General features: G+C 47.0%; 21 protein-coding genes. 4 read left to right on the top strand and 17 right to left on the bottom strand.

Translation table 11 applies throughout. The features are described from left to right. Positions 1 to 40: 40 nt before the first annotated feature. Both ABH897_RS13655 and ABH897_RS13650 read right to left on the bottom strand, forming a co-directional pair. Positions 41 to 844, bottom strand: a complete 804-nt coding sequence (locus tag ABH897_RS13655; protein WP_404520148.1) for an MBL fold metallo-hydrolase — start codon at positions 842 to 844, stop codon at positions 41 to 43. A 134-nt stretch (positions 845 to 978) separates the two neighbouring features. Then, positions 979 to 1,275: a hypothetical protein gene (locus tag ABH897_RS13650; RefSeq protein WP_283656106.1), complete on the bottom strand. Its 297-nt coding sequence runs from the start codon at positions 1,273 to 1,275 to the stop codon at positions 979 to 981. Between the two features lie 164 nt (positions 1,276 to 1,439). On the opposite strand from ABH897_RS13650, the gene ABH897_RS13645 reads away from it, so the two are divergent. After that, positions 1,440 to 2,672, top strand: coding sequence for an aminopeptidase (locus tag ABH897_RS13645; protein ID WP_404592204.1), 1,233 nt, complete (start codon positions 1,440 to 1,442; stop codon positions 2,670 to 2,672). Positions 2,673 to 2,747: 75 nt separating this feature from the next. Here the strand turns inward: ABH897_RS13645 and ABH897_RS13640 are convergent, their stop codons facing one another. The 4 genes from ABH897_RS13640 to ABH897_RS13625 form a co-directional block, all read right to left on the bottom strand. Further along, complete coding sequence (locus tag ABH897_RS13640) at positions 2,748 to 3,239, bottom strand: hypothetical protein (protein WP_404592202.1); 492 nt, start codon at positions 3,237 to 3,239, stop codon at positions 2,748 to 2,750. A 275-nt stretch (positions 3,240 to 3,514) separates the two neighbouring features. Next, complete coding sequence (locus ABH897_RS13635; protein ID WP_283656109.1) at positions 3,515 to 4,633, bottom strand: glycerol dehydrogenase; 1,119 nt, start codon at positions 4,631 to 4,633, stop codon at positions 3,515 to 3,517. 36 nt (positions 4,634 to 4,669) lie between these two features. Beyond that, positions 4,670 to 5,677, bottom strand: a complete 1,008-nt coding sequence (gene bioB / locus ABH897_RS13630) for a biotin synthase BioB (protein ID WP_404520150.1) — start codon at positions 5,675 to 5,677, stop codon at positions 4,670 to 4,672. A 241-nt stretch (positions 5,678 to 5,918) separates the two neighbouring features. After that, positions 5,919 to 7,220: a hemolysin family protein gene (locus ABH897_RS13625; RefSeq protein WP_283656273.1), complete on the bottom strand. Its 1,302-nt coding sequence runs from the start codon at positions 7,218 to 7,220 to the stop codon at positions 5,919 to 5,921. A 165-nt stretch (positions 7,221 to 7,385) separates the two neighbouring features. Between ABH897_RS13625 and ABH897_RS13620 the strand changes: the two genes are divergently transcribed. Further along, positions 7,386 to 7,559: a hypothetical protein gene (locus tag ABH897_RS13620; protein WP_404592200.1), complete on the top strand. Its 174-nt coding sequence runs from the start codon at positions 7,386 to 7,388 to the stop codon at positions 7,557 to 7,559. A 57-nt stretch (positions 7,560 to 7,616) separates the two neighbouring features. On the opposite strand, the gene gerQ is transcribed toward ABH897_RS13620, so the two are convergent. The 7 genes from gerQ to bcaP all read right to left on the bottom strand — a co-directional run bounded on the left by gerQ (position 7,617) and on the right by bcaP (position 13,360). Further along, on the bottom strand, positions 7,617 to 8,069 hold the full coding sequence (gerQ, locus tag ABH897_RS13615) for a spore coat protein GerQ (protein WP_283656111.1): 453 nt from the start codon (positions 8,067 to 8,069) through the stop codon (positions 7,617 to 7,619). A gap of 52 nt (positions 8,070 to 8,121) precedes the next feature. Then, positions 8,122 to 8,544, bottom strand: a complete 423-nt coding sequence (locus tag ABH897_RS13610; RefSeq protein ID WP_404520151.1) for a cell wall hydrolase — start codon at positions 8,542 to 8,544, stop codon at positions 8,122 to 8,124. A 158-nt stretch (positions 8,545 to 8,702) separates the two neighbouring features. Continuing rightward, positions 8,703 to 9,452 carry an SDR family NAD(P)-dependent oxidoreductase gene (locus tag ABH897_RS13605; protein ID WP_404520153.1) on the bottom strand — a complete coding sequence of 250 codons (750 nt, stop codon included), beginning with the start codon at positions 9,450 to 9,452 and terminating at the stop codon, positions 8,703 to 8,705. A 132-nt stretch (positions 9,453 to 9,584) separates the two neighbouring features. Continuing rightward, on the bottom strand, positions 9,585 to 9,980 hold the full coding sequence (locus ABH897_RS13600; RefSeq protein WP_014281575.1) for a DUF2500 domain-containing protein: 396 nt from the start codon (positions 9,978 to 9,980) through the stop codon (positions 9,585 to 9,587). Between the two features lie 188 nt (positions 9,981 to 10,168). Further along, positions 10,169 to 10,351: a hypothetical protein gene (locus ABH897_RS13595; protein ID WP_014281573.1), complete on the bottom strand. Its 183-nt coding sequence runs from the start codon at positions 10,349 to 10,351 to the stop codon at positions 10,169 to 10,171. Positions 10,352 to 10,552: 201 nt separating this feature from the next. Further along, positions 10,553 to 11,803: a WD40/YVTN/BNR-like repeat-containing protein gene (locus ABH897_RS13590; RefSeq protein ID WP_283656113.1), complete on the bottom strand. Its 1,251-nt coding sequence runs from the start codon at positions 11,801 to 11,803 to the stop codon at positions 10,553 to 10,555. 165 nt (positions 11,804 to 11,968) lie between these two features. Continuing rightward, entirely contained in the window at positions 11,969 to 13,360 is a 1,392-nt protein-coding gene (gene bcaP, locus ABH897_RS13585; RefSeq protein ID WP_283656114.1) for a branched-chain amino acid transporter BcaP, read from the bottom strand. 230 nt (positions 13,361 to 13,590) lie between these two features. Here bcaP and ABH897_RS13580 point away from each other — a divergent pair, with 230 nt between their 5' ends. Beyond that, positions 13,591 to 14,520 (top strand): L-lactate dehydrogenase, encoded by a 930-nt coding sequence (locus ABH897_RS13580; RefSeq protein WP_283656115.1) that lies wholly within the window; start codon positions 13,591 to 13,593, stop codon positions 14,518 to 14,520. A gap of 116 nt (positions 14,521 to 14,636) precedes the next feature. Here the strand turns inward: ABH897_RS13580 and ABH897_RS13575 are convergent, their stop codons facing one another. From ABH897_RS13575 to ABH897_RS13560, 4 genes are all read right to left on the bottom strand, one after another. Beyond that, positions 14,637 to 15,740 carry a DUF3900 domain-containing protein gene (locus ABH897_RS13575; RefSeq protein WP_283656116.1) on the bottom strand — a complete coding sequence of 368 codons (1,104 nt, stop codon included), beginning with the start codon at positions 15,738 to 15,740 and terminating at the stop codon, positions 14,637 to 14,639. A 266-nt stretch (positions 15,741 to 16,006) separates the two neighbouring features. After that, positions 16,007 to 17,731: an ABC transporter ATP-binding protein gene (locus ABH897_RS13570; RefSeq protein WP_283656117.1), complete on the bottom strand. Its 1,725-nt coding sequence runs from the start codon at positions 17,729 to 17,731 to the stop codon at positions 16,007 to 16,009. Beyond that, entirely contained in the window at positions 17,728 to 19,569 is a 1,842-nt protein-coding gene (locus tag ABH897_RS13565) for an ABC transporter ATP-binding protein (protein WP_283656118.1), read from the bottom strand. Before ABH897_RS13565 ends, ABH897_RS13570 begins: the two co-directional genes overlap by 4 nt. Before the next feature lie 141 nt (positions 19,570 to 19,710). Further along, positions 19,711 to 20,700, bottom strand: a complete 990-nt coding sequence (locus ABH897_RS13560) for a helix-turn-helix transcriptional regulator (RefSeq protein WP_283656119.1) — start codon at positions 20,698 to 20,700, stop codon at positions 19,711 to 19,713. Between the two features lie 930 nt (positions 20,701 to 21,630). Here ABH897_RS13560 and ABH897_RS13555 point away from each other — a divergent pair. Continuing rightward, complete coding sequence (locus ABH897_RS13555) at positions 21,631 to 23,556, top strand: endonuclease MutS2 (RefSeq protein WP_283656120.1); 1,926 nt, start codon at positions 21,631 to 21,633, stop codon at positions 23,554 to 23,556. Positions 23,557 to 23,675: the final 119 nt, after the last annotated feature.

Here is a 23,675-nt window from a genome sequence, read left to right as displayed (position 1 = left end):
AAAAAACGATACCCCGTAAGGCATCGTCCTTTCCAGATCGCTACACATAGCGCCCCTGATTGGGTACAGCCGTGTGCTCAAAATCCTCCACAAGTCGTTCCAACTGGCTCGTCAGCTCATTTCCCTGCATGTAGTGACCGTGTCCCGTAACGGCGATCTCCGGCTTTAAACCGGACAGCAGTTCTACTGACCGCTGCGCAGCCTGCCAATCTGTCGTAAAATATGCAGGCGGACCGTGTATTTCTTTTTCCTGTAAAATAACCGCCAGCGCCGATTCCTGTTTTACGGTAATAAAAGCATCTCCGGCTACCAGCAACCGTCTGCGTTCATGAAAAAGCGATATATGACCCGGCGTATGTCCAGGTGTATGCAGCCACTTCCAACCAGGCGCACCGGGCACACTGCCATCCTCTGGCAGACGGGTGATGCGATCATCCAGATCAATGGCATCATTGGGATATAAAAAGGAAACGCTCGACAGCAGACCTCCACCCACACTGGGATCAGGTTGTTGGTAATCCTTCATCCCTGTCAAGTAAGGAAGCTCCAGCGGGTGCGCATACACAGGGGTACCCCAATGCTGAACCAGCTCAATGACCGATCCCACATGATCAAAATGCCCATGAGTGAGCACAATAGCAACGGGAGGGCCAGCGAACCGTTCCTCAGCCAAGCGAATAATCGAGTCTGTAAACCCCGCCATCCCCGTATCCACCAGTACCCAGGATCGACTTCCCGGCTCCCCGATAAAACACACATTTACAAACAGCGTCCGTAAGCTCAGAAGATCGGGAGCAGCCTCTTCATTTGCCGTCATTCCTTCGGTGAACAGATGATTTGCCAAACTGTCATCCTCCCCATTCACATGGAATTTGCTGTCATTATCGACCTATAGGCTTCCCCCATGTCGGCAGATTATGCATTATGCGGACACTGCTAAATATAATCCGCTTGTCACGAAAATAGACCATGTTTACATTACTCGGGTAATTTACTCCATGCCGCATCAAGCAAATAATCAAACAAATCATCATTCTCTTCAATCCAGGCATCCATACGCAGCATCTCTTCCTCTACGCGTGGCTCGCCTGCAAAATGAAGACTGTAATCCCACTCCTTGCCCCTTTTGCTATGGAACGTAATTTCGTATACAGAAGTCTGTCCATCTACTCCAAACACGACCTGACCCAAGTATGCACCATTCTCATCTCTAGTCATTTGTGCCTGTTGAATATGTACTTCCTTTACATCCTGAGATGCATTTTGATCAGTCATTTATCTATCCGCCCTTTCATTTTCGCCAAAATGTACCAAAACTAATTTGTGAACCTCTTCGTTACATTGTACAATATATAAGCCGTGTGTGGAATTTGCAAGAAAACTGCGCAGGCAACCCCAAGCCCTGTAAAGGGCCTTTTCGTGAAATGGAGGAAAGTTACATGTCAGATTTTCAACAAAAATTGCAAAAATATGCCGATTTAGCCGTTCGGGTGGGGGCTAATGTCCAGCCCGGGCAAACACTCATCATTCATGCTCCCATCCTGTCCGCTGAACTTGTGCGGCTAATTGTCAAATCCGCGTATACCGTCGGAGCCAAGCTGGTTAAGGTAAAATGGAGCGACGAAACCATTACTCGCCTACAGTATGAACTGGCTCCTGATGAGACTTTTAATATTCCTCCCAAATGGTATGCGGCCGAAATGACCGAAGAGGTCGAGAACGGCGCAGCAGTACTGCATATCTTAGCAGAAAATCCGGATTTGCTTCAAGGTATCCCGTCCAGCCGCATTACTGCGGCTCAGCGTGTGCGTTCACATGAATTACTCCAATACCGTGAACTTCAAATGGCCGACAAATTCAGTTGGGCTTTGATTGCTTACCCTTCTGAAGAGTGGGCTGCCAAAGTATTCCCGAATCTGCCAGCTTCTGAACAAATGGATAAGCTGTGGGAGGCCATTTTCAACACCGTACGTGTGGATCTCGACAACCCGGTAGAAGCATGGAAAGAGCATTTGAAGACACTCTCCAGCAAATCAGACATTTTGAATGGCAAACGTTATAAAAAGCTGCATTATCTGGCTCCAGGCACCGATCTGACCATCGAATTGGCAAAAGAACACCTGTGGGTTGCAGCCGAAAGCGTCAATCAGCAGGGACATTCCTTCGTAGCCAATATGCCTACCGAGGAAGTGTTTACTGCCCCGCTCAAAACCGGAGTGAACGGCAAAGTAAGCAGCACCAAGCCGCTCAGCTACAGCGGAAATATTATCGACAACTTTACATTGACCTTTGAAAACGGGCGCATTGTAGATGTGCAGGCTGAAACAGGCTTGGAGACTCTTCTGCATCTCGTTGAAATGGATGAAGGCTCCCACTACTTGGGTGAAGTCGCTCTTGTGCCTCACCAGTCCCCGATTTCGGATAAAAACATTTTGTTCTATAATACATTGTTTGATGAAAATGCCTCCAATCATCTGGCCATCGGTAATGCCTATGCATTTAACCTCAAAGGCGGCAAGGACATGACTCAGGAGCAGTTGGCTGCCAACGGCCTGAATTCCAGTCTGACGCACGTCGATTTTATGATCGGCTCAGGTGAAATGGACATTAACGGCGTCACCGAGGACGGTACTGAGGAGCCCATCTTCCGCAAAGGAAATTGGGCGATCTAAATGACAAAAAAGGCTCTCGCCGCTTTCATGCGGAGGAGCCTTTTTTCTTCATTCACGGGTTATGTCACAGATATTTTACAAATTACGAAGCCACTGATTTACTGTAATTCCAAAAATAATTTGTACCACGCTGATGATTAAAAAGACAATAAGGCAGCTTACGATTCTTCTATTCGTGGATTGGTGCATGGATAATGAAGATTTTACATAAAACATGCTGCCCAATATCCCAAAACACAAACCAAAGATACCTGCAAACAGCCAGCCTATGACCAAGCTCACCACTACAAAAGCCCAACTCCAGCCGGGAACTTTAGCCACAGGCACGTAAGGCTGATTGGAACCCAGATATACGCCATTCACGGCCAGATCCGCTTTGTTGCCAATGACGACAACATTTACAGCTTTATTCGTCAATCTGATGGGGAAATCGACCAAATTCAAAAAAGCATTCTGGCTTTTAACCTTCTGTACGCTTCCATTCACAATAATTTTCCCGCCGCCGAGGCTACGCTTGTACTCAATTTCATACTGAGTCCCATTATCTTCTACATTCCATTTTGCCATTGCTCTACTCCTCTCAAGTTTTAGGCTAGCCGTAGATATACTTTCGACATTTCCTAATTCAGCATTTTGCATCATTCGATTCCCAACGCTTGAAAGTACAATAATAGACGAACTAAACCGTTTCGATCTATATATTGCTGATTTGAAATCGCTCTTGGGATTGTTGCAAAATGCTCATTTATGTACTGTAAAAATCATAACATAGGCTGCAAGTTAAATAATGGAAAAAGGCCGCTTATTAGCGACCTCTTCGTGTATTTCATATTGTATTGGTGTTAATTCTTATGCCCAATTTTAGCTTTGTAAGCAAGGGAATACTGGTCAGCTGCCAAAATCGCATCCAGCACATCGTCCGCCGTTACTGCAAATGGCAGGTTGTGAGCGGTTTCTCCTTCTTTCGTCGCTGCCTGAGCTACCCGGTACAAATCCTCGCGGGAGGCTTCCTGGAGCTTTACGTCCTCCAGTGTGACGGGCAGATCCAGCTTCAGATAAAAATCGATATACCGTTCCACCTCAGCCAAAGATCTTTTTTCCAACGCAAGCTGTACCAAGGTACCAAAAGCGACCTTCTGACCATGCGTCAGATGATGAATATCCCCTTCCAGCACGGTAAAACCGTTGTGTATCGCATGTGCGCCTGCCAAGCCACCACTTTCGAATCCCAGGCCACTCAGCAGCGTATTAGCTTCCACCACTGCTTCAAGCGCAGGTGTAACCACTTTGCGCTTCACGGATTCATAAGCTTGCAGTCCGTAATCGAATAGAACCTCTTCGCACTTGGCCGCAATCGCTTCGGCTGCCAAGGTTGGCAAGCCACCAGCCATCGTTGTAGCCCGAGCCTCGATAACCGCACGAGCTTCAATCCATGTTGCCATCGCATCCGCAATGCCAGAAGAGAGGAACAATGGCGGTGCTTGGGAAATAACCTTCGTGTCGACCAGGATCAAGCTTGGATTTTTACTGAAAAAAGAATACGTATCAAATGCACCCTCATCCGTGTACAAGACAGATAGCGCACTGGTCGGAGCATCCGTAGAGGCTGTCGTTGGAATAATCACAACCGAGGAACCTAGCACCTCATTAACCGCCTTGGCGGTATCCAGCGTCTTGCCGCCGCCTACACCAATGACAATATCGACATGCCCGCTTCGTCCCTGATCAGCAATACGGTTCACTTCATTTTTGGACGCTTCTCCTTGAAACTCCACCTTTACCGAAGCAAGCCCCGCTTGTTCCAGACTTTTCACTACCCGGTCGGCTGCGATACCCCATACCAGCTTGTCGGCAATAACCAGAGCAGTATGACCTAATGGCTTGACATATTCACCCGTTTTATCGATCACATTTTTCCCTTGCACATATTTACCCGGACTAACAAATACCTTTTCACTCATCGTTCAACTCTCCCTTCCAAGTTTGTACAATTCCTATTATACGGCTGAAAGGGCACACATCTCAATTTCAAACCCCAGATCTTCAATCATTTGATGATCGGCTGTGACTTCTTGTCCATCTGTCGTTAAATAATCTCCTACGAAAATCGAATTGGCTGCATACAGGGATAAGGGTTGCAGTGTCCCCAAATTCAGCTCCCGACCGCCTGCGACACGAATTTCCTTGGATGGACAAATGAACCGCAACAGCGCCAGTACCTTTAATGCTCTGATCGGAGATGTGCGCTTTGTTCCTTCCAGCGGGGTTCCGGGAATCGGATTCAGGAAGTTAACCGGAATGGAGTCGCCACCAAGTTCTCGTAAAGCATAACCCATTTGGACAATTTCCTCATTCGTTTCCCCCATTCCGATAATCACGCCAGAGCAGGGTGACATCCCGTGAGATTGAGCCATTTTAACCGTTTCGACACGTTGGTCGTATGTATGTGTGGTTGTAATGGACGGATAGTTGGCCTTGCTCGTATTTAAATTGTGATTGTAACGATGGACTCCCGCCTCTGCCAACCGGCGTGCCTGATCTCCTTTGAGAATCCCCAGGCACGCACAAATTTTAAGTGGCATCGTACTGGTAATTTCCTGTACCGCCTCAATTACCTGATCCAGCTCTCGATTCGTTGGGCCCTTGCCGGAAGCGACGATACAATATGTACCTGCTTTCCTTGCTAACGCTTCACGGGCTCCGGCCAGCAGAGACTCCTTGTCCAGCATACTGTATTTGCTGACAGGTGCCGTGGATACGATAGATTGTGAACAATAGCCGCAATCCTCCGGACACAGGCCGCTTTTGGCATTCATAATCATGTTGAGCTTTACCTTTTTACCGTAAAAATGATGACGCACATGAAATGCAGCTTGCATAATCGGTAAGATTTCCTCATTGTCCGCTTCCAGCACCGCCAATCCTTCTACCAGCGTCAAATTGCTGCCGTGGATCGCTTTTTCTGCCAGCGAGTACCAATCCGTAACCTCATTGGACCATTTCATACTTTGTACCTCCCTAATTTAAATGAGCATGTAAACAGATAAGTTTCTCAGGATAAATTACCTTCTTAATTGTCAACCATATAAATTTATAATAGGTTTACAATTGTACAGACATCATATCAATTCATGTTCTATGTGTAAAGAAGCTAAAATCAAAAAAAGCGACCCTTTATCGTTCAAGGGTCGCTTCAAGGATTATTCAATTATAGAATGTCTACTCTTTTGTCTGGTGAATCCTGATTTACGAGACTCCGGCTTCCTCCATAAGGATTGGCTGCTTCAACAGCCGAATACGTGAAATCCGCTTGTTCTCGATTTCTTCTACAACGAACTGACAACCTTCAAATTCTACAGACTGACCCGGCTGTGGCGGGATGACCTCAACATGCGAGTACAGCCAGCCCCCTACTGTATCATAATCCTCATGATCCAGATTCAGTCCAAAGCGATCATTCACTTCATCAATTAACAGCATACCGTCAATGGAAAATTCCTCGTCATTAATCTGCTCATAACCCGGACGCTCCTGATCGAACTCATCCTGAATTTCACCAACGATCTCTTCCATAATATCCTCCAGCGTCACCATACCCGAGGTACCACCGTATTCATCAATCAGAATCGCAATTTGTGTCTTGCTACGCTGCATGCGTTTGAGCAAATCGCTAATTTGCGTAGATTCAGGAACGGCAAGAATCGGGCGGATCATCATACGGGTATCCAGTTTGTTTGCCCGCAGAAGATCCTTAATATGGATAAAGCCGATAATATGGTCCTTGTCCTCGGCACAGATTGGATAACGCGTTCTCATGCTTTCCGTCGCAATCGCGAGATTTTCCTCTGTGGACTCATTGCTGTACAAACAGATCATCTCGGTACGCGGAATCATGATTTCCCTGGCGGTCGTGTCGGTAAAATCAAATATATTATCAACAAGCGCCAATTCCGTATTATCAATTAGTCCGCTCTTATTGCTTTCTTTCATCAGAATGCGTATTTCATCCCCCGTATGCGCGGAATCGTCATATTCAGATACCGGCTCCAGACGGAATAAACGCAGCAGGCTGTTCGCCATGCCATTCAACGCCCATATGAATGGATACATCAGCTTGTAAAACCAAGTCATCAGCATGGCCGAATACAGCGTAATGGTTTCAGATTTACGAATGGCTATCGTTTTGGGCGCCAATTCCCCCAGCACAATATGCAGAATCGTAATCACAATAAATGCAATGACCACGGCAGTACCGTGTACATATACCGGTCCTAGCCCGGCGGCGGTAAATACAGGTTCGATCAAATGTGCAATGGCCGGCTCTCCGATCCACCCCAGTCCCAGCGAAGCCAGTGTAATGCCCAACTGGCAGGCAGACAGATAAGCGTCCAAATTGTGTAACATATTCGCGGCATATACGGCTTTTTTGTTACCCGCCTCTACCAATGCTTCAATACGGCTGCTTCTGACTTTCACCATTGCAAATTCTGCAGATACAAAAAAACCGTTTAATAATACTAATGCAAAAACAATAAATAAGTTGAACATACTCGGTAAAGGGTCACTCAATATGCTCCCCGTCAGCCGTCATTACGGCAGACAGGCGCACCTCCTTCGGATAGTTTCATCATAGACAGAACGATAACACATCATAAGCAGCGTCAACTTCCCAACACATTCACTCCTTCCGGCTTTTACAAGCCATATTTTCGCATGAATGACGAAGCCATTCATCAGCTTATATTCAATTATATAGCTATACACTACACAGTCAATCCGCAAGGTATGTCAGAAAAATCGGCTAACGCGGTCATTATGACCGAAAATCGCCATTTTCCGCCTCTTACCACAAGGGAAGCTACTATATTTGAGAAAGAATATAAATAAAATAAATCCCCCGCCGTAAGGCAGAGGATTGGGGGATAAACTATATATATGAAGACATCAGCGAACCGGGGACGAGCCCGGATTACCCATGACGCCAGGATATTGGTACAACAGCGGCTCATCAAAAGTCGCATAGTCCAGATTCACCATCAACAGAATGGTGCGTCTTCCAGTAGAAGGATCACTGATAATAATGTGGTCACGACCCGCCGCTTCCAAAATGCCCTTGAAAATTTTCGCGTTCCATTCCCGGTTATTTTCATAGGTCATATAAAAAGTACCCGTTTTGCCCAGATTCAGACGCAAAATATTTTCAATATAAGATTGCTCATATTGTGGAGTCTGAGTCTGTACCACTGTGCCAGTCGGTGTCATTGCGCTACCACTATTGACTTGAGGGGGAAAGCCGCTCATGGGCTGCATGGTTCCCATTGGGGCCAACCTAGGCCATTCGGGAAACCCGCCGCCAGCAGGATAAGAGACAGGACGGTAAGCTTGCTGTGAAATCATTTTAATTCCTCCTAAAATGGTTTTAAATCATCCACACTCATGTTGTTACGCGTTAATAGACGGCAGGGCAATCCTGTGCAGTTGGACTAAAGAAGCAATGGGCCTTGTAACGGCCGGTGTTAGTCTGGTTATACCAGGTATCCGGACAGTCCCCGGAAGGTCTGAAAAACCACAATGCATTCGAAGCCGGGCGAATCTTTTCCCCATTAATGACACGCCGGGCAAGACGAATGTCACGGTCACGGGCTCTTTGGTAAAAGTACCCCTTTTGGGTAGCTTCAAATCCGCCGGGACTTTGAAACACCATGTCATTCATGAGGCGAATTCCCTGAAAATCCAGACAATTGGCCAAAATCCGATTAACACCGACATTGCCGACCATGAGCATTCCCTGCTCCCCTTCTCCTTCGGCCTCTGCTCGCATAAGCCGGGCCAGTGTCCTTACATCCTCTAAGTTGACATTAATAACAGCCAACGTCTCCCCTCCTTACTGCTCAATCATATATCGTATCGTATGGTACAAATGCCCAATGGGTGACAGCGACAACGAAAAAAATAGCCCCGAAATTCGGGACTATCCTGCAGTAACGTATCCTTATATAAAAATTAAGTTCGCCCAGTTCAGCCTAATTTTCAGGGCTCATAAATCATTTTTCGCGTCATGCCGCCATCTACAACCAGATTCGTGCCTGTAACAAAGTCGTTGCCGGACTGGGTCAAATACAGACACGCCCGCGCGATGTCGGCAGGAATTCCCACTCGACCGGATGGATGCTGCTGATGGTCTTCGGGGCGTAGTTGCCCGTAATCCCCTGTCTCAATCCAACCCGGACTAATACAGTTGACCCGGATTCCATCCTTTCCTAGCGATATGGCCATCGCGTGTGTAAGGGCTGCAATGGCTCCTTTGGACGCCGCATAGGCTTCTGTATCCGGTTCTGACATGAAAGCCCGTGTCGAAGTCATGTTGACCACCGAACCGCCTTCCGGATTGCGTTTCATTACCTTGGCCGCTTCTCGTGTTGCAATAAAGCAGCTGCGTACATTCGTATTCAAAATGTCATCCCATTCCGCAACCGTTAACTCATATGGAGATTTCCATTTGGACACGCCCGCATTGTTAATCAGCGTATGAATGGTGCCATATTCCTCTTCCGTAGCACGGATCAGCGCAACAATATCTTCTTCCTTACGCACATCACAGGGAACAAAGATCGCCTGATGTCCTTCATTCCGTGCCGCAGCCGCAACAGCAGCCCCTTTTTCCTCATTGTGATCGGCAAATACGACCTTGGCACCCTTGCCAGCGTAGGCCAAAGCGACCTCTCTTCCGATTCCATGTGCCGCTCCTGTTACGATAACAACTTGTCCCTCAAATGACATGGCTTATTCCTCCTCTATACACTTCCCTAGTATATATGTACCAAAATGTGCTGCACAAGAAACAAGAACAGCCCCCTGGCCTGTTTCACCGCAGGAGGCTGCCCATGAATGAATGGGAGAATAAGCTGCTGTCTACATTTTTACCTGTTCCAAGCTATAGCGATTGAGACGCTGGAACCCGATGTACCGTGTACCCTGAAAGGTAAGCCGCCCCTCATCTCCCTCGGCACATTGACCATATTCTTCCCCGCTCACCTTAAACTCCATCCGGTCGCCACTCTCCACCTCGAAGGTTACATAATAGAAAGTATAGGTACGAGTCCCTTGTTCCTCCTGCCGCCTCTGTTGGAGATGTGTCCTTCTGGCCGTAATTCGGGAACCGACCGTCAATACAGGCTGCCTTTTATTCCGGCTCCATTCCATGACTTCCTTGCCCGCAGACAGTACGACAATACCCAACACGACTACGAAAAATACGGGCAGTACCGTACCCAGCCAATCGAACATCCATAATGACTCAAATCCCATGCACCGCACTCCTCTCCGCCAGGCATTCCACAGGGAAACGGCCGGGCATCCTCACATGACCTAAGCTTTCTGTAATAGTATATGTACGTTCCTGCCCAAATTTGATAGCAACCCTCAAGAACGCCAAGAGCCTCCACGGAATGATCCGGGAGGCTCAACATATGGCGATATCAGAATGATGCATCTGTTTATACATGTACAAGCTGGAGATAACGTTGTGTCTCATCCAGAACTTCATTTTCTTCTGTTTCGGCGTAACGTTCTGCACACTGCTTACAATCCTCTTCAGTCGTGCAACCGTAGGCATCTTGGCAAGTGTAACAAAATTGAAGGTAGTATTGGGTTAACATATGATCCTGATTCGCTCTCATGATTATCACTCCTATCGTTGTTTACAGGTTCAGTATAACAGCGGCTCATCCGATAGATTGTGATTTTTTTCACATATTGTCGTATAAAATTTAAGTTTTTTAAAAATAAAACGCCCTGTGCCTCTTCCCTGTATCTGCATGGCCTTTTGAGGACGTGCAAAATGAGGGGGAAAAGCACAGGGCAATCGCTCTGATGAAAGGTTATAGGATCCTCCAGCTGGCACCGCCATCCGTCGTTTTAAGTAACAGTGATTTCTTGTCGTCCAATCGTTCCAGAAGCAGCCACGCTACCGTAGAAGAAGCGAAACGGAGCTTGACCGATCGCGGGTAATCCTTAAGCTTCGATGGCAATACTTTGCTGCCAGTAAGGGTTGTCCATGTCTTGCCCCCGTCCATCGTTCGCTTCATTCTGGTTGGGGTTACGATCCACCCTTCCTTATCATTTAGAAAAGTGCGGCCGGGAATAACGGAGTTTCTTTTACTGGTCAGCCCCAAAGACACATGGTTCCATTGCATGCCTGCATCAGCAGTAAACAGTCCGCTATACTTTGTACCGCTGTCTAAATAACAGAGAACAGGAATCCAATACGAGGAACTATTTCCTTTAAAAGACTGCGGAGCTTCGGCTTCGGCTTGAGGACAACCCTGCATCTTGCTGGCTACCGGCGTCCAAGTCTTCCCTTGATTCGAAGTCTTATAAAGCTTAACACTGCTATCCAAATTAATCGCAACAAAACCCTGCTTGTTGCCATCAAAGCTCATTCCCGCCATGCTGCCCTGATCGGGCAGGCCCGAGCTTGACTCATTGGATGACATGCCAGAACTTTGCGCAACCTTCTTCCATGTAGCCCCTCCATCAGTGGTATGATACAACAACTTTTGTTGATCCTGCTCATTCAGGTTTGTAGACGCCATAATCCATCCGGTAGACGGATTTACATATTGTATCGCGCTCACATGCTCCCCGCTTGGGAGCGCTGAAATATCCCAGCTTTGTCCCCCATCAGCGGTTCTGAGGATGACGGTTGCGGTTTTGTCCAGATTTTGACGGACAACCCATCCATGCCGGGAATCGGTAAAGCTAATATCCTTCCCATATTCAAGCTTGTCTTGAAATTGAACGTTTTCGGAAGGAGAAATATTATTCCAGGTATTTCCACCATCATGCGTATAATAGAGCCGAAGCTCATTACGAGTAACTCCCCAAACGAAACCTTTGGTATTATCAATCAGATGGAAATCAGCTATTCGTGTCTGAACTACATATTTGGCATCGGGATCGCCCACCTTCGGCGTCAATGGTGGATTAATAGTTATCGTTTGTCCCTGGTCATCCGGTTCCTCAACCGGAGGTTTGGTTACGGTTTCTGCGGGTTCGGAAGAACAGCCAGCCAGCAGGATACCTGTCAGCAGCAATACTCCCCCCAGGAGCGCACGCCAGCGCAGTTTCATATAAAGATCCTCCCTAGATGGCATGCGGTAATCCCGTGCCACAAGCTTATCTGAAACAGAATTATACCATAAACGACCTTATGTGACACTTTTCGCGCACTCATACAAAAAAACCGGCACCCTCCACATAAGTGCAGGATGCCGGCTTTTTAACATTCAGACAAATTAGGATTTACGGTTTAACAAACTTTTGTGATATCCATAGAAGAAATAAATCAGTAGACCCAGCAGAAGCCAAACGATAAATCCAATCCACGTGCTGATATGAAGCTGAAGCATCAAACCGACGCAAACCAGGGCACTCAAAAGCGGGAGTAACGGGACCCAAGGAACGGTAAAGCCTCTTTTCAGATCGGGACGTTTCTTACGCAGAACGATCACCCCAACCGATACAACGGCAAAAGCGAACAGGGTTCCGATACTCGTCAGGTTCGTCAGAGCATGTAATGGAAAAAATCCACTAGCCGATGCGATGATGCTTCCGACCAGCCAAGTGCTTCGGATTGGTGTTTGAGTTTTGGGATTGATTTTAGATAAAAATACCGGTAACAAACCGTCACGCGACATCGAGAAAATTAACCGTGTTTGACCATACAACAGTACGAGTAAAACCGTGGTCATCCCGGCAATCGCACCGACAGAAATCAATCCTGCCGCAAAATCCTGATGGATAAAGCGCAAAGCAAACGCAACAGGATCATTTACCCCTAACTGCGTATAAGGCACCATTCCGGTAAGTACAACCGAAACCGCTATATACAGCACCGTACAAATCGCAAGCGAGGAAATAATACCAATTGGCATATTTCGCTGCGGATTACGTACCTCCTCTGCTGCCGTTGAAATGGCATCGAAACCCAAGTAAGCAAAAAATACGATTGCCGCGGCACTCAAAACACCGGAAAAACCATAGGGGAGAAACGGTGTCCAGTTCGCAGGCTTAACATAAAAAATTCCGATTCCGATAAACAGCAGCACAACGCCCACTTTGACACAAACCATAATGAAATTAAATCGGACCGTTTCCTTGGCTCCGAGACTCAGCAACAGTGTGATCAACATAATAATACACACAGCAGGCAGGTCAATAATGGTTCCCTTGGCTGAATCAAAGGCTGCGGTTAAAGCCAGTGGTAAATGTATATCGAAGCCGGCCAGCAAGCCTTGAAAATAAGCAGACCAGCCACTGCTCACTGAGGCGGCCGCCACCCCGTATTCCAGAATTAAGTCCCAACCCAGCACCCAGGCCAGAATTTCCCCAAACACAATATAGCTATACGCATAAGCGCTGCCGGCAGCGGGAACCGTAGATGAAAGCTCTGCATAGCACAAGGCTGCCAGCACGCAGGCAATTCCTGCAATAACAAAGGAGATCATCAGGCCAGGACCCGCATTTTCCGCTGCTGCCTTGCCTGTGATCACAAAAATCCCGGTACCGATGATACATCCTACACCCAGCATAGTCAGATCGAAGGCGCCCATCGTTCTCTTCAAATGACCCGTCGTTCCGTTTTCCCCATGCGGGAGCATCCCTGTCTTTTTTCGAAATAAGTCCATAATCATAATCCTCTTTCCATAATGTCCTACGCCAATATTGCTACTGCAACGCTTTAGTGTGTGTTTCTGTCATTCGATTAATTATTGGCGAGTCCCTGTTTGAAGTCAAGGAGAAATGTCATATTTCTTTGCAGTGGAGGGCACATATACGGTAAACTAAGTAGGAAAGATAAATTTTGTATTATTAAAAAATGAAAAGGTATTCAACCCGAAAAGGAGATGAGGATTTTATGAGCTTAAAACCTTACAAACGAAGCAGAGTGGCCATTGTCGGCATGGGAGCGGTCGGTACAACGACCGGTTACACCCTCCTGCTACGCCAACGCATGTCAGAACTTGTCTTTATTGATGTTAATGTCAAAAAGGCGCAGGGGGAAATGCTCGACATGAATCACGGGCTTCCCTTTCTCGGCGGTGTCAAAGTGTGGGCGGGTGATTATGAAGACTGCCGTGATGCGGATATCATCATTGTTACAGCGGGCGCATCACAAAAACCGGGAGAAACACGCATTGATCTGCTCAAGCGTAATGCCGAAATTTTTGAAAGCATTATTGATAATATCGTCAAGGTAAACACACACGGCATTTTGCTGATCGCAACCAATCCAGTGGACATTCTCTCCTACATCTCCTGGAAACGTAGTGGCTGGCCTTCGAGCAGAGTTATCGGTTCGGGTACGCTGCTGGACAGCGCACGCTTCCGTTATTTGATCGGTAAGCAAAAGGGCATTGATCCTCGCAGCATCCACGCCCATATTATTGGAGAACATGGCGATTCCGAGCTGCCTGTATGGAGCACGGCCAACATCGCAGGAACTCCATTGGAGCTGGGCGAAGAAACGAAAAATGAGATTTTTGAAAGTACCAAAAATGCAGCCTATGAAATTATAGATGCCAAAGGCGCGACCTCTTACGCCATCGGGCTGGCTCTCGACCGGATCGTAGCAGCCATTCTGGGGGACGAAGGGTCGGTACTTAATGTGTCCACTTTGCTGGAAGATTATAACGGAGTGTCTGACGTTTATCTGGGTGTCCCGAGTATCGTAGATCACAACGGGGTACGCGAAATTTTAGATCTTCCACTGAATGACAAGGAACGTCAAGGGCTGCATCAATCTGCGAACAAGCTGAAAGATCAAATCAGTAAACTCAACTTGTAGATGAACAAACTGAAATTGTAGACAAAAAGGGCCTCCACAGCGGCGAAAATACCGTTGAGAGGCCCTTTGATTATTTTATATAAGGAGTTCGGCTTATCGTAAACAGTTTATTCAGATTACCAAGGCGGTGTATCGCCATCGGCAAACTCGTCTTCTTGCTGGCGTTTCTCTTTCAAGCGCTCAGCCACCGTTTCGAACGATTCAGGTTGAAGCAGCTCAATCGGTGAAAAACCTTTTTCAAACGTAAATGCGTCGCCTTCAATGATAAGCGCGTATCTATCATGCAGCTTCGTAATATGCAGCTTGGCCCCAAAGTCGGACAGCAGTCCACGCACAGCCGTATCATCCAGCTTGAAGCGAACTTCAATTTCCGGTTTTAGCTCAACAATATGCTGTGCAGCCTCTACGACCTGAAGGGGTTCCCATTTTCCTTGCAAATCCCGTTTTTCACTGGCCGCCCACAGCTCCAGATCACGTTCCTCTTGCTGTCTTTCCTCATTGGAAGCATCTGGCCATTTCGTCTCTACATAGTTCTGGACGAAGCCCATGACATGCTCATTAACGATTTCTGGCATGGATTGCTCGTAGGTCACAAATTTCAGAAAATCCTCAAAATACCGGGCATGCGAGGACTGGTGAATTTTAAGCTCCCACTCATCGTTCATCCCCTCCTCCAGCATGTAAGGATACATGATGGATTTCATATTACGGGCTGAAATGGCCATTTCGACCTCACTGACCAGACTGCTTTCGGTAATCCGAGCAATTTTAGGTTCAAAATCACATTTGAGCACAAAAATAAACGGATCATCGGAGTGTGTATTCAAGGTAGCCTGTACAATGATCAACGCTCCGCCGCGTACCGCGCTCGTATCCAGATACATCCGCACCAGATCGTCGCAGGCATTTTTAAAATCTTCCTTATCCTCTGCTCCCCGCAGCCGGGCGAACATATTGAAATTCGGATTACTGCTCAGTTCATGCTCCGGTTCAACGATAAAGCGGCCAATTTTGGTCGGTGCCTGCTCTGTGCTCGGATTTTTCTCGACCTTCCGCTTGCTAATGCGGGCAAATTCCCCATCCAGAAATTTTTTAACATCGCTTTCGTCATAATCATAGTCATCCATCGTAGCGTAATGCTTGTAGGACTTACCACCCTGTCCTTCTTTTCCGTCTACCTGAATTACAAAAAAAGATAAAAAGTCCACTTGAAAGTTCATTTGTGTTCCATACGCTCCTTTTCAGGCATGTACGCGTAATTATATCACTATGGATTTAAAACGTACATCGGATACAAATCCTCATCGTTCAGATATACATTTTAGTTAACATAATATTTATTATGTAATATTTTGTGCAAGCTGTTGTATCCGGGGAATCTAAATAACGCAAAAAACCGATCCTTATTGGAATGGAGGTGTATCCTGCCATCCGCTAAGGATCAGTTTTTTTATGATCTCATCATTATTTCATAATTTCATGCGTCCTAAGACTCTCTTCCTTCATGCTGTCTTTTCCACAATCGTGCATACAGACCGTTGTCATCCAGCAGTTCATCATGTCGTCCCTGCTCTACAACCCTGCCTTTGTCCAGTACAACGATGCGGTCCGCATTTCGTACTGTTTTGAGTCGATGAGCAATCGCGATAACGGTTCGGCCTTGTACAAGGCGATCAATCGCCTGCTGAATATCCTTTTCATTCTCAGGATCAAGCGAAGAGGTGGCCTCATCCAGCAATACGATCGGCGAATCCTTGAGAATAGCACGGGCGATAGAAATTCGTTGCTTTTCCCCACCCGACAATGTACTGCCGCCCTCGCCTACCCAGGTGTCATACCCGTTCGGCAGCTTGGAGATAAAATCGTGACAGCAAGCTTGACGAGCGGCAGCTTCGATCTCTGCCTGCGTCGCATCACTTTTACCGAATCGAATATTGTTCCCAATGCTATCCTGAAACAGATACACGTCCTGAAACACCATAGATACCTTGCGCAGCAGCGCCTCAGGGTCCATCTGCCGCATATCATCGCCACCCAGCAGTACACTGCCCTGATTCGGGTCATAAAAACGTGCGATCATACGCAATACCGTACTTTTCCCGCTACCAGAAGGCCCTACGAGCGCCGTAAAGGAACGGAACGGCATAGACATACTTACATCCTCAAGTACGGGTTGCTCACCATAGCGGAAGCTTACGTGTCTCAACTCGATATCATGCCTTTGCGAAGGTATCTGATCCCCGGGCATGACAGGCTCGTTCAGCAACTGGACAATACGCTCCCCTGCCTGCTCGTGATAACGAAACTCGGCGAAATTAACAAGCGCAGTGGTCAGAGGGTCATAAATACGTGTTCCTACGATTAAAAAGGAGACAAAAGCGATCACATCCAACTGCCCAGCCAATAATAGATATACCCCGATCATAACCATCCACGTCAAGCCAGAGCGTATAAAAGCAATAGCAGCTAATACAATCGGCCCCAACAGCCCTTCAATTCGGATACTGTGACACATCAGCTCCTTGAACGCAAACTCCAGACGCACAAAGCGCTCTCCGGTTAGCTGATAAGCCTTAATTACCCGAATACCGTTCAAATACTCCTGTAGGCGATTAGCCGCGTTAATTTTAGCCCGCATGTGATTAGCTCCCAGCCGCCGCTGTATACGGGAAGTGAGCAATACCAGCAAAATCGCTACCGGAAAAGCGGCGAACAGTGCCAGCGCCATGCGCCAATCCAAAAAGGATAAGCCAATCAACGCCAGCAGCGGCATCGTCACCGCCCCGATCATTTGCGGGACCAAATGGGAAATCCCATGCTCCACCATTGTGAAATCACCCATCATCATATTCGCCAAATCACCCGGATCACGCTTGTTCAGAAAACCGAGCGACAGCTTGCGCAAATGCTCAGCCAAACGCGATCTCCCGGTTACCGAAGCGTCATAGGCTCCCCGGTACTGGGAACGATAAGCCGGAACTTCACACAGGTAGAGCAGGATCAACGATATTAGCAGCCCTCCACTTATCCACCACAAGCCAGCCGATTGGAGCGAAGCTCCCGGATGAATGAAAGGCTCGAAAATAAGACGGGCCGCCCCTACCAGCAACGCAAATGGAATCAGCCCCGCAACATTAGCCAGAGTTGTGTACAATACCGGCTTTAACAGTACCCGCGGATTACCCGCCGTTATATTTTGCAGCATACTCATCGTTTAGCCGCCTCCTCTCCCGGCGCCCCAATCTGCCATTGTCCCGCATCCGTATACGCTTGCCACAAGCGGGCATACAGACCATCTGCACGAAGTAGCTCTCTATGCTGTCCCCGCTCAGCAATATGACCTTCCTGAAGCACCAGAATTTGATTTGCATGCTGAATAGTGGACAACCGGTGTGCGATAACGATCACCGTCTTATTCTTCATCAGCTCCATCAAGGCTAGCTGCATCTCGTATTCATTTTCAGGGTCAGCAAATGCCGTGGCTTCATCCAGCACCAGAATAGGCGCATTTTTGAGAATGGCGCGTGCTACCGCAAGCCGCTGCTCTTCACCACCCGATAAATACACTCCGCCTTCCCCGATGAGCGTATCATACCCGTTCGGCAGTTTGGAGATGAACTCATGGCACTGCGTCGCCTTTGCCGCCGCAATAACCTGCTCCATGGAAGCACCTGTATCGCCAACTGCAATATTGTTGAACACAGAGTCAAAGAACAAAAAGGTTTCCTGAAATACAAAAGCGACCGTATCCATCAGGTTGGACGTACTCATCTGTCGGATATCTGCGCCACCAATACGAATCGCCCCCTCCTGCACATCCCAAAAGCGTGGCACCAGATTGGCGATCGTGGATTTCCCAGAGCCGGAAGGTCCCACTAATGCGGTCATTTCCCCCTGTCTTGCAGTAAAAGAAATATCGAACAATACGCGAGTCGGTTGAGCGTCCCCGCCGTCTTGAGGCTCCTTAACCTCTTCTGTGCTGCCATAGGAAAAGGAAACCTGCTCAAACTGCACATCATAGGTAGTCGGCTTCTGCGGATGTGCAGGCTCCTGCATTGCAGGCTCATTAAAAATACGATCGATCCGATCAACACCTTCATTAATATCTCGCATGGACGACATGAGGTGCATAATTTTAAACATCGGAGCTGAAACCCCGGGAGCCATCACCAGGAAAAACAGCAGAACCGAGGCAAAAGCAACATTCCCCGGATTACCACTCAGCAAATAAACACCCACAGGCAGTACAAAAGCGGCGAATGAGCTAATAATTACCTTAAACACGAGAAAGCCGGTTTGGAATTGATCAGTGAATTTCACGCAATACTCGCGGTAATGCACCATATCGGAGTAAAACTTACGGAACGAATGCACCGTCTGACCGAATATCTTGATCGCAGGCATCCCCCGTACATATTGCACAGCCGATCCGTTCAGACGCTCCAGTGAATTGTAATACTCTCTGACGTTATCCCACGTCTTGGAGCCGCCTATCAGCGTCATCTGGACGGTAAAAGCGAGTAAAATGGGCACAACACAAGCAAGTGCCAGCCACACGTTCAAGCTAAACATAGCGACAATCATCACCACCGCCGTCACGATGACCTGCACCAGATCCGGCAGCTGGTGAGCGACAAATGTCTCTACTTTTTCCACGTTCTGCTCCAGTGTCTTTTTAACCGCACCCGTGGAAGTACCATTAAGCCAGCCCAATGGAAGCTTACCAATATGAGCTGACAGCTTGACACGCAGACCGTATAAAATACGGAAGGCTGCGATATGGGAGATGAGTCCACCGATGTACATCGTAATGAGGCTGGCCAATAAACCTGCGAGCGCGATCAGCCCCCAGCGAATCATAAACGGCCCATCCGCTGTTGTCGGCTGTGCAGCGTGTTCGAGCAGCTCCTTGAGCACAAAATACACAGATGCATAAGGCACCAGCATCAGAATGGCGCTTAAACCGGAAAAAAACGTAGAGAAAGCTAATAGTCCACGCTTTTCCCCGGCGATTTGCACTAATCGGGCAATGCCCGCCTTTTGTTGCATGAATCATTTCTCCTTTCAAATCACGACAGTTGCAGAATGCTTTGAGCCTGGTTCTATTGTACGGCTCTCGTCCTGCTTTCCGCCGCCGATTCCCGGAGAATCACCAACACTGGAGGGAGAAGTTTTTTAAAATGGAGGATTTTATAACGAAGACAAATTGTTATTTTTTCGGTAGGCACTCGGGTTATAGCCATATGTTTTACGGAATAATGCGGCAAAATGACTAAAGTTGCTATAACCCACCATCGCTGACGCTTCACTGACAGTGATCTGCTCCTTTTCCAGCAGTTGCTTCGCTCTTTCCAATCTTTGTTCGCGTACAAAGCCAAATACCGTCGTGCCGAATAGCTCTTTAAAGCCGTTTTTGAGCTTTTGTTCATTAATATGTACCATCTGTGCCAGCCGAATCAGACTCGGAGGCTGAACCAGTGTACGCAGCAAAATATCTTTCGCCTCGTGAATACACTGTACATCATTGGGTTTGATCGTCATGGTTGATTTAGGCTTTGGGTTGCGTATTTCTTGCAGAAAAAGTGCCATTAGCTCCAGCGCCTTGCTCTCCAAAAAAAGCTGTCGGGTCATGCCCTGATAAGGATGAAACAACAGTTCCTGAGCGATCGCTCGCATACCGGGCGTAATCACTGTCTCCATACAAGCAAACGGTTGCTCCAGACGGATACCCAACTCCTGTAACAGCTCGCCCCACAGCGAAGGATTAAAACGCAGCTCCATATGATTCATCGCTTTACTTCCCGGCATTTCCGCATGGATCTTCACTTCGTTCATATAAATGAGCTGCACATGCCCTCCATGCTCACGCTCTGAACGGAAACCATCTACGGACCAGGTAGCCGAATAGTTGAGGTTCAACGCCAGCTCCAGATAAGGAGTGTCAAACCTTCTTGCAATTTGGACTGGCTCATGAAATAGCATGTTACTATGGGAAAGCTCGAAGCCTTGGCGCAAAAAATGCGTATGATGCACTCCCTCTCCCCACTGCTCAGGTATATGATAAATCTGCTCATGCTTCGCGGACGCCTGAATGGGATCTTTTTCATAGCTCATAAAGTTTGCATCGGCTATTTCATTGTAGTAATCATTAAAAGTAGACGTAGAGGTATGTATTTTCATCTTGTTATAGCTTCCCCCTTTAGCTGGATTCGCAGTGCATGCGTGTTTTATTCTTAATCACAAGTATAATGATTATCATTCTCATTTGAAAGACAAAAAAATGCCCTCTATTTCAAAGTGGTCTTGCGTAGCCAACTTCGGACCACCTTTTTGATTCCTTTCCATACTTCGATTATATAGATGGCTCCAATCCAGTTAAAATTCCATATGATTACATTCACTCACTAGGAGATGTTATGGTTAACATAATATATATTACGTAATCTATATATCCTCTTTTTAAGTAACACGATTTATTTCTTCCAAGTGGCTCACATTCCACATTTTCTTATTATCACTGCTGTACCAGAATTAAGAAGCCCCATGATGTCCGTTTATCTTTTGTCCGCTTTGAAGATTTCGAGTGATCTTGGCTTGACTTCGGTGCTGACTGATCGTATAGTGTGGATATATCTGTAATCAAGGGAGAGATTTTGATGTCGGTGAACGTTCTTAACTAAGCAACTTCATATTCAGGGAAGACCATTCAGGCGCTTGCGCCCTCCGGGGACAGGTTTGTTTGCTACTATGTTTTTACCCTGACATTAGTTAAGAACATGCGGATATCATAAATCGCCTCAGGGATTATTTTCTTCTAGGCCTTATTCCGTGCTGTGTTCAGCGCGGTTTTTTTGTTTTCAGATTTTGTGAACTTCCTTTATACACCTCCTATTCATGGGCTAATTAGCTTACAAATTGGTTTACTCATGGATGATTTGGGGACGCATAAATTGGAGCTGCAAAAGCTGGATTATAGGCTTATTTGACGATAAATTCCCTCTTTCCTTCAGGGCGGAGAATGAACGATTTGTTCATTCTCCGCTCTTTTTTTGTTTTACAGAAAAGGTTCAAAAAATCCTGGCACTATACAAATAAAGGAGAGATTTATTCATGAATGAAACCACAATGCAGCGTTTGGAATATGACCGGATCAAAACAAGAGTTTCCGAATGTGCTTTTTCTTACCTTGGTAAGCGCCATGCCGCTTCCATGCAACCAATTACAGATATCCGTACGATCAGGATCCGCCTTGACGAAGCGACCGAAGCCTTGCAGCTCATTCGCCACGGTGCAAGTGTTCCTATCCCCTCGCTGGAAGGGATGGAACACATTCTTCACTTGCTGGGAACCGGATATTTGTTCAGCGAGCGCGATTTTTCTCACATTGCCCAATTTATCAGAAGTTGCGGTCAACTGATAAAATATATGGGTTCCAAGTCGAATGCCGCTTCAAGCGTCAGTGCCTATGCTTCTTCCATGTATGGTATGGAACCCCTTCTGTCTGAAATTGAAAGATGTATTTATTCAGGAAAAGTTACGGACACCGCCAGTAAAGAACTGGCTAAAATCCGCAAAAAAATAGCGGTCACGGAAGAGCGGATCAAAAGGAAACTTGATTCTCTCACCAGCCGTCACCGATCCATCATGCAGGAAAATATGATTAGTCAGCGTGGTGGACGTTATGTGCTTCCAATCAAAAAAGAGTTCCGAAAACAGGTGAAAGGCAATGTGCTGGATGAATCGGGCAGCGGTCAAACGGTTTACATCGAGCCTGCCGAGATCGTAAGTCTGCAATTCGATCAGAGTGCGAACATGGCGGAAGAATCCAAAGAAGAAATGAAAGTGCTGGGAGACCTGACGGCACTCACTGAGTCATACAACCGGGAGCTGAGCATCAACACAGAGACGGTAGGTATACTCGACTTTTTATTAGCAAAAGCCAAATATGCCATGACTATAGATGCTGTCCCTGTGGAGCTTAACCTTAACGGGATTATAGACATCCGAGGTGCACGTCACCCGTTGATGGCAAATTCCATGGTTCCACTTGATTTCTCAATCGGTGAAGTCTACTCCTCGCTCATCATTACTGGACCCAATACAGGTGGAAAAACGATGGCCCTCAAAAGTGTCGGCCTGTTAACCCTGATGATGCAATCCGGACTACTGGTACCCGTTTTGAAAGGCAGCCGAATGGCTGTATTTGAGGGAATTGAGGTGGACATCGGGGACGGACAAAGCATTGAGCATGCCTTGAGCACCTTTTCTGCACATATCCGCAACATGATCGGCATTTTGGAAACAGCAGGAAACTCCACTCTGATCCTGATTGATGAAATGGCATCTGGAACCGATCCGGGCGAAGGCGTGGGCCTCTCTATCGCTCTGCTGGAAGAATTCCACCGCCGCCAGACAACCGTTGTAGCTACCACACACTTTAGTGAGATTAAGCATTTTGCCGAAAATACGCCAGGATTCCAGAATGCTCGAATGGAATTTGATACTGAAACACTGCAACCATTATACCGTCTCCGAATTGGTGAGGCAGGAGAAAGCTATGCATACGCCATCGCCTTGAAGCTGGGGATGTGGAATCGTATTATCGAGCGTTCTCAGGCCATTTCTGCAAGTAGAGCATCTCGGAATACACAGGATTCATTTGTTATCCCCCCTGCTCTTTATGATGAAAAGCCTGTTGCTGCAAGTAAAACTTCCCCCAAAAGAGCAGTTTTAGACCCTTCAGTGACGCCGTTTGCCCTTGGCGATAGTGTTTATGTAGGCTACCTGAATCGGACTGGAATTATATATAAAACCGAGGATGAACGCGGGGATGTGGGGATTTTGATCCAAGGCCAAAGGCTGACCATGAACAAAAAGAGGCTCGTCCTTCACATAGCTGCTACTGAATTGTATCCTGACGACTATGATCTGGATATTGTTTTAGAAACCAAGGAAAACCGCAAAAAACGGAAGCTTATGGGACGCAAGCATATCCAAGGTCTGATCATTGAATCTCCTCCAGAAAAAGAAATGTAGACGCACATGCATTATCTCAATCGAAAAATAAGATTTTTTTGAATGTCAGTGAAACTTTAATCTGCAAGCGGACACTTTGATAAGAGTGATCCACTTGCAGATTCTACTTGTTGTCATTT

The organism is Paenibacillus sp. RC73, from assembly GCF_044908085.1.
Lineage (GTDB): Bacteria > Bacillota > Bacilli > Paenibacillales > Paenibacillaceae > Paenibacillus > Paenibacillus terrae_A.
The sequence above is the reverse complement of the archived record's forward strand: the minus strand, read 5'-3'. Positions and strand labels throughout refer to the sequence as shown.